14 protein-coding genes are annotated in these 11,354 nt (G+C 72.9%); 5 read left to right on the forward strand and 9 right to left on the reverse strand.

The window, feature by feature from the left end:
• Both GTW08_RS09140 and hemQ read left to right on the forward strand, forming a co-directional pair.
• On the forward strand, positions 1-684 hold a 684-nt coding region (locus GTW08_RS09140; protein WP_202416814.1), incomplete at its 5' end, for a protoporphyrinogen/coproporphyrinogen oxidase.
• Positions 685-717: 33 nt separating this feature from the next.
• Entirely contained in the window at positions 718-1,413 is a 696-nt protein-coding gene (gene hemQ / locus GTW08_RS09145; protein WP_062404609.1) for a hydrogen peroxide-dependent heme synthase, read from the forward strand.
• A 30-nt stretch (positions 1,414-1,443) separates the two neighbouring features.
• On the opposite strand, the gene msrB is transcribed toward hemQ, so the two are convergent.
• Entirely contained in the window at positions 1,444-1,896 is a 453-nt protein-coding gene (msrB, locus tag GTW08_RS09150) for a peptide-methionine (R)-S-oxide reductase MsrB (RefSeq protein ID WP_083658895.1), read from the reverse strand.
• A 42-nt stretch (positions 1,897-1,938) separates the two neighbouring features.
• Positions 1,939-2,220: a hypothetical protein gene (locus tag GTW08_RS09155; protein ID WP_073577094.1), complete on the reverse strand. Its 282-nt coding sequence runs from the start codon at positions 2,218-2,220 to the stop codon at positions 1,939-1,941.
• Between the two features lie 56 nt (positions 2,221-2,276).
• On the opposite strand from GTW08_RS09155, the gene ligD reads away from it, so the two are divergent.
• The 3 genes from ligD to GTW08_RS09170 all read left to right on the forward strand — a co-directional run bounded on the left by ligD (position 2,277) and on the right by GTW08_RS09170 (position 3,905).
• On the forward strand, positions 2,277-3,281 hold the full coding sequence (gene ligD, locus GTW08_RS09160) for a non-homologous end-joining DNA ligase (RefSeq protein WP_073577168.1): 1,005 nt from the start codon (positions 2,277-2,279) through the stop codon (positions 3,279-3,281).
• Between the two features lie 74 nt (positions 3,282-3,355).
• The gene (locus tag GTW08_RS09165; RefSeq protein ID WP_073577093.1) at positions 3,356-3,634 is read left to right on the forward strand and encodes a hypothetical protein; all 279 of its coding nucleotides are present in this window, start codon (positions 3,356-3,358) and stop codon (positions 3,632-3,634) included.
• Positions 3,635-3,710: 76 nt separating this feature from the next.
• Positions 3,711-3,905 carry a hypothetical protein gene (locus tag GTW08_RS09170; protein ID WP_073577092.1) on the forward strand — a complete coding sequence of 65 codons (195 nt, stop codon included), beginning with the start codon at positions 3,711-3,713 and terminating at the stop codon, positions 3,903-3,905.
• Positions 3,906-3,962: 57 nt separating this feature from the next.
• Here GTW08_RS09170 and GTW08_RS09175 read toward each other — a convergent pair whose 3' ends face one another.
• The 7 genes from GTW08_RS09175 to GTW08_RS09205 all read right to left on the reverse strand — a co-directional run.
• Entirely contained in the window at positions 3,963-4,925 is a 963-nt protein-coding gene (locus GTW08_RS09175) for a DNA polymerase domain-containing protein (RefSeq protein ID WP_073577091.1), read from the reverse strand.
• A 3-nt stretch (positions 4,926-4,928) separates the two neighbouring features.
• A complete protein-coding gene (locus tag GTW08_RS09180; RefSeq protein WP_346009884.1) occupies positions 4,929-5,903 on the reverse strand; it encodes a glycine betaine ABC transporter substrate-binding protein in 975 nt (324 codons plus the stop codon).
• Positions 5,904-6,062: 159 nt separating this feature from the next.
• Positions 6,063-7,034 (reverse strand): glycine betaine ABC transporter substrate-binding protein, encoded by a 972-nt coding sequence (locus GTW08_RS09185; RefSeq protein WP_253067901.1) that lies wholly within the window; start codon positions 7,032-7,034, stop codon positions 6,063-6,065.
• A 54-nt stretch (positions 7,035-7,088) separates the two neighbouring features.
• A complete protein-coding gene (locus GTW08_RS09190; protein ID WP_073577090.1) occupies positions 7,089-7,895 on the reverse strand; it encodes an ABC transporter permease in 807 nt (268 codons plus the stop codon).
• On the reverse strand, positions 7,892-8,944 hold the full coding sequence (locus GTW08_RS09195) for an ABC transporter ATP-binding protein (protein ID WP_161151766.1): 1,053 nt from the start codon (positions 8,942-8,944) through the stop codon (positions 7,892-7,894). Before GTW08_RS09195 ends, GTW08_RS09190 begins: the two co-directional genes overlap by 4 nt.
• 13 nt (positions 8,945-8,957) lie before the next feature.
• Positions 8,958-9,641 carry an ABC transporter permease gene (locus GTW08_RS09200; protein ID WP_073577088.1) on the reverse strand — a complete coding sequence of 228 codons (684 nt, stop codon included), beginning with the start codon at positions 9,639-9,641 and terminating at the stop codon, positions 8,958-8,960.
• 410 nt (positions 9,642-10,051) lie between these two features.
• Positions 10,052-11,354, reverse strand: a 1,303-nt coding sequence (locus GTW08_RS09205; RefSeq protein ID WP_161151764.1) for an alpha/beta hydrolase, incomplete at its 5' end; no start/stop codon positions are given.

Below are 11,354 nucleotides of genomic sequence, written 5' to 3' on the forward strand. Positions count from 1 at the left end.
GGCGTCACCGTGCGGGAGGTGCACCGTCGCCCCGACGGCTGGCGGCTCGTCCTCGGACCGGTCCCGCAGCCGGAGGCGCTCGACGTCGACGCCGTTGTCCTCGCCGTCCCCGCACCCGCCGCCCGCCGGCTGCTGGAGCCGGTCGCACCGGCCGCGGCCGCCGCGGCCGGGCGGATCGAACTCGCCTCCTCCGCGGTCGTCGCGCTCGCCTTCCGGGCCGCCGACGTCACCGGCATGCCCGGCACCTCCGGCTGTCTGGTCGCCGCGGACGAGCCCCTGTCGGTCAAGGGCGTCACCCACGCGTCGACGAAGTGGGCCCACCTCGGTGAGGACGGCCTGGTCCGGCTCCGGGCCTCGATCGGCCGGTTCGGCGAGGAGGCGAGCCTGCAGGTCGACGACGCCGAGCTCGTCGCCCGTGTCCGTGCCGACCTGGCCGTGCTCGACGGCGTCGACGCCGTCCCGGTCGCGTCGTTCGTGCAGCGCTGGGGCGGCGGTCTGCCGCAGTACGGCGTGGGGCACGGAGCGGTCGTCGACGCGCTGGAGTCCGCCGTCGCCGCTGTCGGGGGGCTGGAGGTCGCCGGGTCGATGCTGCACGGGGTCGGCGTCCCCGCCTGTGTCGCGACCGCACGGGCCGCCGCCGAGCGGCTCGCCCCGGCCCTGCTCGCCGCACGGACCGGTCGCTGAGGGCACCCTCACCGGCCGCGTACCATGCCGGACATGGCCCGCGTGGACGTCAAAGCGATCAACGACACCATCCGCTACACCATGTGGTCGGTCTTCCGGGTCGAGCCCGGCCGCCTCGGCGACGACCGCTCGGCCGCCGCCCGCGAGGCGACCGAGTACCTCGACTCGCTCGCCAACAAGGACGTCACCGTCCGCGGCGTCTACGACCTCGCCGGTGTGCGGCACGACGCCGACTACATGATCTGGTGGCACGCCTCGGAGATCGAGTCGCTGCAGGCCGCCTACTCCGACCTGCGCCGCACCACCGCGCTCGGCCGTGCGAGCGTGCCGGTCTGGAGCCAGACCGCGCTGCACCGCCCGGCGGAGTTCAACAAGAGCCACGTCCCGGCGTTCATGGCCGGTGAGGACCCGAAGCGCTACGTGTGCGTCTACCCGTTCGTCCGGTCCTACGAGTGGTACCTGCTGCCCGATGCCGAGCGTCGGACGATGCTCGCCGACCACGGCAAGGAGGCCCGGGACTACGCCGACGTGCGCGCCAACACCGTCCCGGCCTTCGCCCTCGGCGACTACGAGTGGATCCTGGCCTTCGAGGCCGACGAGCTGTACCGCATCGTCGACCTCATGCGGCACCTGCGCGGCACCGAGGCCCGCCGCCACGTCCGCGAGGAGATCCCGTTCTACACCGGCCCGCGGGTCGAGGTCGGCGACCTCGTCGCGTCCCTGCCCTGACCGGCGGTGGGGGCCGCCGGCCGGCGGCCCCTACTCCGCGGCGGGCTCGAGGGTCAGCGACACCGAGTTGATGCAATAGCGCAGGTCGGTCGGCGTGCCGTAGCCCTCCCCGGCGAACACGTGGCCCAGGTGGCCGTGGCAGGTCGCGCACAGCACCTCGGTGCGCGTCATGCCGAGGCTGGAGTCGGTGCGCTCGATGACGGCCTCACCCGCGAGCGGGGTGAAGAACGACGGCCACCCGCAGTGCGACTCGAACTTGGAGTCGCTGCGGAACAGCTCCGCCCCGCAGGCCCGGCAGCGGTAGACGCCGGTCGTGGTCGTGTCGGTGTACTCACCGGTGAACGGGCGCTCGGTCCCGGCCTTGCGGAGCACCTGGTACTCGTCCGGGCTGAGCTGGGCCCGCCACTCGTCGTCGGTCTTCTGCACCGGCGCCGCCGGGAGCTCGGCGTCGGAGGTGGTGGTGTTGCGGCTGAACAGACCCATGCATCCACGGTAACCCGTTGATCGGTCGTGTGCCGCCGGTCGTCAGACCCAGGTGGCGACGACGAACCCGGCCGCGTTCGCGATGACCCAGGCCGCGACGAGCAACAGCAGCACCGTCACCCCGACGGCGGCGGCGCGCTGCGGCCCCCGGAGCCGGTTCGCCGACTCCGCGAAGTCCCCGACGCCGCGGATGTAGCCCTCCACCGAGCACGACGGCACCCGCTGCATGCGGTCCAGGTGCGCGGCGAACGCCCGCGCCTCCGGGTCCTCCGGGTCGAGGCCCAGCAGGTCGTCGTCGAACCGGGGGGACCGGTCGGAACTCATGGGCACACGATAGACGCCGGGGGTAGGTTCGCCGGGTGGCGAGCCGTGAGGTCGTGATGCTGCAGGTGGACGGGCCCGACGGGCCGCGTGACGTCCGCCTGACCAGCCCGGACAAGGTCGTGTTCGGCGAGCTCGGCATCACCAAGCGCGAGGTGGTCGAGTACTACGTCGCGGTGGGGGAGCCCATGACCGGCGCGCTGCGCGACCGCCCCACCAACCTGAAGCGCTTCAACTCCGGGGTGGCCGGCGAGCCGTTCTTCGTCAAACGCGTCCCGAAGGGCGCGCCGGACTGGGTGCGGACCTGCACGGTGACCTTCCCCAGCGGCCGTACCGCCGAGTCGGTGTCGGTCACCGAGCCCGCGACGATCGCCTGGGCGGCGAACCTCAACACCCTCGACTTCCACCCGTGGCCGGTCCGCTGTGCCGACACCGAGCACCCCGACGAGCTGCGCATCGACCTCGACCCGCAGCCGGGCACCGACTTCGGCGACGCCGTCGTCGTCGCGCAGACGCTGCGCGAAGTCCTCGCCGAGGCCGGGCTGACCGGGTGGGCCAAGACCTCCGGCGGGCGGGGCGTGCACGTCGCCTGCCCGATCCGGCCCGAGTGGGACTTCGTGCAGGTCCGGCACGCGGTGATCGCGATCGCCCGCCGCGTCTGCCGGCGCATCCCGGAGCTGGCCACCGTGGACTGGTGGAAGGAGGAGCGCGGCGAGCGGGTCTTCCTCGACTACAACCAGGCCGCCCGCGACCGCACCATCGCCTCGGCCTGGTCGGTGCGCGGGCTGCCCGCCGCGACCGTCTCCATGCCGGTCACCTGGGACGACCTCGGCGAGGTCGACCCCGCCGAGTTCACCCTGCGCACCGTGCCCGGTCTACTGGGGCGCCACGGCGACCCGCACGCCGGCGCGGGCGAGGAGCGGGGGAGCTGCGCGACCGCGCTGGAGTGGTATGCCGAGGACGAGGCCGAACGGGGGCTGGGGGACCTGCCGTACCCGCCGGAGTACCCGAAGATGCCCGGCGAACCGCTGCGGGTGCAGCCGAGCCGGGCGCGCAAGCAGTGAGGCGGGCGGGCGAGGACGGGCCCGTGGATCCACAGAACCGATGACCCGTCGGGACCCCTTTTGACGGACACATCGTGGTCCACGGGCACATCACGCAGTTCGACTCGGGGACGGGACCGACGTCGTTCCGTGCGAACGTCGACGGTGTCCGGCACTCGAAGTGGTACGAGTACAGGACCAACACGCTGCTCTCCGGTGAGCAGAGCGCCCTCGCCGATCTGGTGCAGGGTGACCTCTTCCGCGCCGAGGTGGTCGTCGGGCAGCCCTACACCCACGGCAACACGATGGGCGGCTCGACCACCGCGCCCACCCTGGCGATCACCACGATCACCAGGACCGGGTCGGCGACCTGACCTGGGTCCACGCCCCGCCCGGCCCCCTCGTCCGACGGGGCCGGGCGGGGCGCCCGGGGTGGCACAATCGTCTGCCATGTACGCGGTCATCGACGACGGCCCCTACGCCGGCGAGCAGGTGCGCATCGACCCCGACGTCACGGGCCGTCCGCCGCGGACGATCGAGCTGTCCGACCCCGGCGGGGACCCGAGGGGCTACGTGCTGATCGGTCCGCACGCCGACGCCGACCGGTGGATCTACCGGCGCGCCCGGGGCGACATCGACGAGTGATCACCGGTGGTGGAGCGCAGCGTCCGTGGGGCGGGCCGGATCCTCCACGACGGGTGATCACTCACCGCGTTCGCGGGCGCGCTTGCGGCGCTTCCCCTCGTGCATGGCCGCGACCCGCGGCACCGGGATCGCCCTGCCCTCGGTGAGCAGGACCTCCGGTAGCGGGGCCGGCCCGGGCCGCAGCTCCGCCCAGGTCGGACGGCCCGCGAGCAGCCCGGCCACCGTGCCCACCGTGAAGTCGGCGGGCGTGACCCGGTCCAGCTCGTCCCAGGTGAGGGGGAACGACACCGGCAGGCCGGGGCGGGCCCGCGGGCTGTAGGGCGCGGCGAGGGTGGCCCCGCCCACGCGCGTCGGGTCGAGGAAGACCCGGCCGCCGCGGTCGTCCCGGATGAACGCGGTCGTCGCGACGTCGGGGGCCAGCGCCGCGGCACGGGCGCACACCGCGCGGGTCGCGGCGAACGCGTCCTCGACCGGGAGCGGCTCCGACAGCGGGACCACCAGGTGCAGGCCGGTCGCGCCGCTGGTCTTCACCGCGGCGGCGAGGCCCAGCTCGGCCACCGCCGCCCGGACCGGGTGCGCGGCGGCGACGACCCGGTCGAAGCCGGCGCCGTCGGGCGGGTCGAGGTCGACGACGAGCTCGCCGGTGGTCGTCGCACCGTGCGGCACGAGGGTCGGGTGGAACTCGACGGCGCGCTGGTTGCCGAACCACAGCAGCGTGCGGCGGTCGTGGCAGAGCGGGTAGTGCACGGTGCGCTGCGACGAGTCCGCCCACACGTCCACGGTCGGGATCCAGCCGGGCGCCCCGCGCGGGAGGTTCTTCTGCATGAACGGCGCCTGGCCGGGACGGGCCCGCACCACCGACAGGGGCCGGTCGGCCAGCGCGGGCAGCAGCAGCGCGGCGACGGCGTCGAGGTGGTCGAGCAGGGCCCGTTTGGTGACGCCGGCGCCGTCGAAGGCCTCGGCGTCGAGACTGGTGAGCTCCACGCCGTCGCGGACCTCGTCGACCTGCCGGCGCGCCACGGCTCAGCTCCCGATGAACCCGCGCTCGGCCAGCCAGGCCCGCGCGACGTCACGGGGGCTCTGCCCGCCTGCGGAGACCCGGCCGTTGAGCTGCTGCATGGTCTGCTGGTCCAGGGCCGCGGTGATCGGGGCGAACAGGTCGGCGACCTGCGGGGCCCGGTCGAACACGTCGGCCCGGAAGACCGGGACCGCGCTGTAGGTGATGTGGTAGCCGCGGTCGTCGGTGAGGACCTTCAGGCCCAGCGCCGGGATGCGCCCGTCGGTGGCGGCGACCTCGCCGAACAGGCAGACGCCGTCGGCGGTGGACTGGAAGATCAGACCCTGTTCGAGGGTCTCGCGGCGGTCGCGGGGGAGCTCGAAGCCGTAGGCGCGCTGGAGCCCGGCGAGGCCGTCGGCGCGGGAGGCGTACTCGGTCTCGACGCAGACGTCGCCGGGCTGTCCGGAGCGGACGTAGGCGGCCATGTCGCTGATCGTGTTCAGGTTCAGCCGCGCCGCGGTCGCCCCGTCGACGACGAAGGAGTACGTGTTGTCGAACCCGGCGCGGTCCAGCCACACCACGCCGTTCTGCGCACGGTCGCGGGTGCGCAGGTCGGCGAGGACCTGGTCGTCGGCGAGGGTGCGGGTCTCGCGCAGGTACGACGCCCACGCCGTGCCGGTGTACTCCCAGTAGGTGGAGATGTCCCCCGACAGCAGCGCCTGCCGGGTCACGTCGGAGCCCCCGACGTTGCACCGGTCGGTCACCGACGCCCCGGCGGACTCCAGTGCCGCGATCGAGATCTGGCAGAGGATCTGCTGCTCGTCGAAGTTCTTCGACCCGACGACGTAGGTCCGGCCGGACAGGTCGACGCGCGGGGCGAGCGACCCGGCGGAGGCCCGCGGCCCACCTCCGGCGAGCCCGGTGCAGCCGCCTGCCAGCAGCGCGACGGCGAGCAGGGCCGGGACCAGCGTCCGCAGCCTGCGGCCGGGGAAGGGGCTCACGGGATCGTCCTGGTTCGCGGGGATGGGTGGTCCGGCCAGCCGACCACGATCCGTCCGTCGGCGCAACGCCCACGCACACACGGTGATCGACCCGGAACACACCGCGTCCCCGCACCCGGTGGAGCGGGGGCGGGGACGCGGTGGGCGTACCGGGACACCTCAGCCGATGAAGCCCTGCTGGGTCAGCCACTCACGGGCGACGTCGCGCTCGTTCTGGCCGAAGGAGGACACCTTGCCGTTCAGGTCGAGGATGGTGTTGTAGTCCAGGGCCTGGGCGATCGGCGCCAGCACCTGCCGGACGGCGGGGTTGGCGTTGTAGACGTCGGCCTTGATCGTCGGCGCCGCGTTGTAGGTGACGTGGTACTTCTTGTCGTCGTCGAGGACCTTGAGCTTCAGGCCCGGGATGCGGCCGTCGGTGGTGAAGACCTCGCCGAACAGGCACTTGTTGTCGGCGGTCGCCTGGTAGATCACGCCGGTGGCGAGCACCTGCGGGTTCGGTGCGGTGAAGCCGTAGGTCTTCTCCAGGCCGCGCAGGCCGTCGTCACGCGAGTTGTACTCGGTCTCCACGCACACCGAGCCGGCCGGTGCCTTGCCCGACTTGATGTAGTCCGCCATCTGCGACAGCGTCGTGATGCCGAGCTCCTGTGACTTCGCCTCGGTCATGGCGAAGGCGTAGGTGTTGTTGAAGTTGGCCTTGTCCAGCCACTGGATCTGGTTCTGCTGCAGGTCCCGCTGGGCGACGAGGTCGTAGAGCTCGTTGTCGTCGGTGATCCGGCGGGTCTCCTTGAAGAACGACGCCCAGGCGGTACCGGTGTACTCCCAGTAGATGTTGATGTCCCCGGCCAGCAGTGCCTGGCGGGTGACGTCGGTGCCACCGGTGTTGCAGCGGTCGGTGACGTTGCCGCCTGCCGACTCGAGCGCGGCGACGGTGATCTGGCAGAGCACCAGCTGCTCGTCGAAGTTCTTGCCGCCGACGACGTAGTTCTGTCCGCTCAGGTCGCCGGCCTGGGCCAGGGAGCCGCCGGAGGCCGAGGGGCCGCTGCCGCTCAGGCCGCCACAGCCCGCCAGGGCGAGCGCCGCGGCGGCGGCCATCGCCGTCAGGGCGAGACGCCGGGATCGTCCGAACTTCACGTGTCCTCCAGGGAATGCGGTACTGCGGGGATTCGGGGGCGAGCGGGGCCCGCGTCAGCCGGCGTTGCGGCGGACGGCGTACTCGGCGAGACCGGCGAGCCAGTCCACGATCAGGGCCAGCGCGGCGACGATGGTCGCCGCGACGAGGGTTCCGGTGGGGCGGCCGAGCTCGAGCATGCCCTTGATCGGCTCGCCGAGACCGCCGGCGCCGACGTAGGTGGCCAGGGCCGCGGTGCCGACGTTCAGTACGAGCGCGACGCGGACACCGGCGACCATGACCGGCGTCGCCAGCGGCAGCTCGACGCGCAGCAGGGTCTGCCGCGCCGACATCCCGATGCCGCGGGAGGCCTCGATCAGCGCCTTGTCGACCTGCTGGAGCCCGACGACGGTGTTGGTGAGCACCGGCAGCAGCGCGGCCAGCGCGAGCGCGACGACGGCCGTCGGCAGGCCGAGACCGAGCGGGGAGAACGCGAGCAGCACGATCACACCGAACGCGGGCAGCGCCTGCATGAACCCGGTGAAGGCCAGGATCGGACGCTGGATACGACGCGCGGACGGGCGGCTGATCGCGATGCCGGCCGGGATCGCCACGATGATCACGACGAGGGTGGACAGCCCGGTCAGGATCAGGTGCTCGCCGAGCCGCTGCCCGAGCGAGGACGCGTTGATGACCGAGGCCTCGACGCCGTCGAGCCCCTGGGACGCGGCGTAGACCAGCACCAGCACCACGCCGGCGACGGCGATGAGCGGGTTGACGACGAGCGACCGGTCCAGCCGGCGGGTCCGGCGGACGACCGGCTCGGCCGAGGGCGACCCGGACGGCTCGGCCGCGCCGGTCTCCTCGGCGGCGGGGGCGCTCATGAACCGGCCTTGGTCTTGAGGCCCTCGACCAGGTCGCGCCACCAGAGCGCGCCCTGCAGCCGCTGCTGCGCGTCGACCACACCGACCAGCTCGGTCTGGGAGTCGAGCATGACGTCGACGGCGTCGTAGACGGTGCCGGTGCGCGGCACCGTCACCAGTTTCGGCAGGTCGGCGGTGCCCGGCAGGTACGCCCAGCGCACCGGGCGGCCCTCGGCGTCGGCCTCGTAGGTGGGGGAGCCGTTACGGGCGGCGGTCCCGTCGAGGTCGACCGACTGCAGCTCCAGGCGGGACAGCTCCAGCAGCGACAGCCGTCGCACCGCGGCACCGGAACCGACGAACTCGGCGACGAAGTCGTTGGCCGGGTGGGTCAGGATCATGTCGGGCGTGTCGTACTGCTGCAGCGCGCCGCCGGGCCCGAACACCGCGATCCGGTCGCCGAGCTTGACCGCCTCGGTGAGGTCGTGGGTGACGAAGCAGATGGTCTTGGCGATCTGCTGCTGCAGCTCCAGGAACTCGTCCTGGATGCGTTCGCGGGTGATCGGGTCGATGGCGCCGAACGGCTCGTCCATCAGCATCACCGACGGGTCCGCGGCGAGCCCGCGGGCGACGCCGACGCGCTGCTGCTGGCCGCCGGAGAGCTGGCGGGGGTAGCGGTCGCGGTAGGTCTTCGGCTCGAGCCCGACCAGGTGGAGCAGCTCGTCGACCCGGGCGGTGATCCGGTTGCGGTCCCAGCCGAGGATCCGCGGGACGACGGCGATGTTGTCGCCGATCGTGAAGTGCGGGAACAGGCCGACCTGCTGGATGACGTAGCCGATGCGGCGGCGCAGCTCGTCGGCGTTGACGTCGGTGACGTCGTCGCCGTCGAGCAGGATGCGGCCGGTGCTGGGCTCGATGAGCCGGTTCATCATCTTCAGCGTGGTCGTCTTGCCGCAGCCGGACGGCCCGATGAACATCGAGATGGTGCCCTCGGGTACGTGCAGGTCGAGTTCCTGCACGGCCGGGGTGGTGGACTTCGGATAGGTCTTGCTGATGCCTTCGAGGGCGATCATCGGCTTGCCGGAATCAGACACGGATCCCCCTCGGGGTGGTGAAACGCTGCACGATCCAGAAGACGAGCTCGTAGACCGCAGCCACGACGAGGCAGCCGAGTGTGGCCGCCAGAACCTGGTTGAACGAGTTGACCGATCCCAGCCGTTGCAGGCCGAGGAAGAGCGAGGAGCCGAAGCCCGGGCCGTTGATGGCGCCGGCGACGACCGCGATACCGATGATGATCAGAACGGCGACCCGGATGCCGGACAGGATCACCGGCCAGGCCAGCGGCAGCTGGATGGTGAACATCCGCCGGACCGAACCCATCCCCATCCCGCGGGCGGACTCGAGGACGGCGTCGTCCACCGAGGAGAGCCCGGCCACGACGTTACGCAGCACCGGGTAGATCGCGTAGATCGTCAGCGCCGTCAGCGACGGCGTGACGCCGAGCCCCAGGATCGGCTGCAGCAGACCGAACAGCGCCAGCGACGGGATCGTCAGCGCGGCGGAGAACATGATCAGCAACGCCTCACGGGAGCCCGCCCGGACCGGCCGGCTCCACGACTCGGGAGTCAGCCGATTGGTGTGCAGCAGGGTGCCCGCCACCAACGAGATCACGACCGCGATTCCGACCGAGATCGCGACCAGCAGGAAATGCTGCTGGCCGTAGAACACCAACTGGTTCAGCTGGCTGCCGACATAGGTGAAGAAATCCACCGTGCTCCTTCCGCCCGGGGTCCGTGCCCGCCGCTCGGGGCAGGGGCACGGTCCTTCCGCACCACTCGTCGTCGGGTCCGTTCGGCGTTACACCCACCCGAACGACGTGACCGGGAGTTCGCGTACGCCCACCGGTGCGGTGGGCACGACCTGCGGTCTCCCGCTCGCCGGACGGAGCCTAGCCGCAGAACGGCGGCACCGGTAAGCCGAACGGACCGTTCCGCGACGATGGCGTAGCCATTCCGGAAACGTTTCGTACGCCCGTTGTCGCAGGTGAGGATGGCCGACAACGCTGTTCCCGCAACCGCCCCGGAAAACGGCGGATACGCAATCGTGACCTTCTGCGCCGGTTTCGTCGCATCCCGACCATGGTCTGGACCTACCCAGGGTGAGCCGCCCGGAGCACGGGGTTACGGAGGGCAGACCACGGGCTGGGAGGGCGCCCGGCCGGTCAGCAACGCCCGGTCGACGACGTCGGTGACGCACGGGGTGCGCGGGTAGGCCCCGGTCCCGCTGCCCTGCCAGCGCACCAGCCGCCCCGTCGCGAGCTGCTGGGCGGTCCGCTCGGCACCGCTCTGCGGCGACTGCGGGTCCTGCGCGGTCCCGATCACGACGACCGGGGGCGGGGGAGCGCCCCGCGGCGCCGCCGGGGTGACCGGTCCACCCGACGGCCACGGCCCGCAGGCCACGAGCTCCTGCGCCGCCGCGACCCCGAACAGCGGGAAGCGCTGCGCCCACTGCCCGGCCAGGTCCGCGGCCTCACCGGGGGTGACCCGCACCCGGCTGTCGTTGCAGCGGGTGGCCAGGGTGGCGTCGAAACGGCCCTGCGGACCCCCGAGCGGGGCGAGGATGCGGACCAGCCCCGCCGGGTCGCCGTCGCCGGCCGCGACCAGCGCGGACTGCAGCTCAGGCCAGCGCGCGGGCTGGGACATGACCGACCGGACCGCGCGCAGCGTCGCGCCCGCGGTGACCGCGTCGCCGTCGCCGACGGGCAGCGCGGTGCGGGACAGGCGGAACACGAGCTCGTCGACGTAGCCGCGCGGGTCGGGACCCAGCGGGCAGGTCGGCGACGCGGTGCAGGCCCCGGCGAAGGCGTCGAAGGCCTTCTCCGCCGCCGCGGTCGTGGTCTCGGTCCGGGCCGGCTCGTCGAGGGTGGGGTCACCGGGCCCGTCGAGCACGACCCGCCCGACGGAGCCCGGGTGGGCGCCGATCCAGGCGGCCGCCGCGTCGGCACCGTCGCCGACGGCGAGCAGGTCCAGCCGGGCCGCGCCCAGCACGGACCGCAGCGACTCCAGGTCGTCGGCACCGCTCGCGGCGCGGTAGCTGGTCAACGTGCCCGACAGCAGCAGGTTGCAGTCCTGCACGACCTCACGGGCCCGCTCCAGCAGTGCCGTCATGGCGGCCTCGTCGCGGCGGTCCGGTCCGGCGTCGAGCAGGGCGGCGCGGGCGTCGACCGGGGCGCAGTCGAGAAGGTCCTCGCCGGTGCCGCGGCGGTCCACGCCGATCACCTGGTAGCGGTCGAGGACGGCGGCGGGGAGCCGGGCGGCGAGGCTCACCGCCGCCCGTGCGGACCCGTCGGTGCCGGTGTCACCCAGCACGACCAGCGCCGGGCGCCCGTCCGCCGCGCCGGGTGTCGTGACCCGGGTCAGGCCGAGCCGGGCCGGGCCCAGCTCGGGACGGTCCCGGTCGGCGGGCACGGTGAGCCGGGCGCAG

It is taken from the genome of Pseudonocardia sp. SID8383 (genome assembly GCF_009864975.1).
GTDB classification, from domain to species: domain Bacteria; phylum Actinomycetota; class Actinomycetes; order Mycobacteriales; family Pseudonocardiaceae; genus Pseudonocardia; species Pseudonocardia alni.

Bases quoted from the DNA above. Each gene is read 5' to 3' on its own strand.
- GTW08_RS09155 (WP_073577094.1), bottom strand. From the start codon at position 2,220: ATGAGTTCCGACCGGTCCCCCCGGTTCGACGACGACCTGCTGGGCCTC.
- GTW08_RS09170 (WP_073577092.1), top strand. From the start codon at position 3,711: ATGTACGCGGTCATCGACGACGGCCCCTACGCCGGCGAGCAGGTGCGC.
- GTW08_RS09190 (WP_073577090.1), bottom strand. From the start codon at position 7,895: ATGAGCGCCCCCGCCGCCGAGGAGACCGGCGCGGCCGAGCCGTCCGGG.
- msrB (WP_083658895.1), bottom strand. From the start codon at position 1,896: ATGGGTCTGTTCAGCCGCAACACCACCACCTCCGACGCCGAGCTCCCG.
- ligD (WP_073577168.1), top strand. From the start codon at position 2,277: ATGCTGCAGGTGGACGGGCCCGACGGGCCGCGTGACGTCCGCCTGACC.
- GTW08_RS09195 (WP_161151766.1), bottom strand. From the start codon at position 8,944: ATGATCGCCCTCGAAGGCATCAGCAAGACCTATCCGAAGTCCACCACC.
- hemQ (WP_062404609.1), top strand. From the start codon at position 718: ATGGCCCGCGTGGACGTCAAAGCGATCAACGACACCATCCGCTACACC.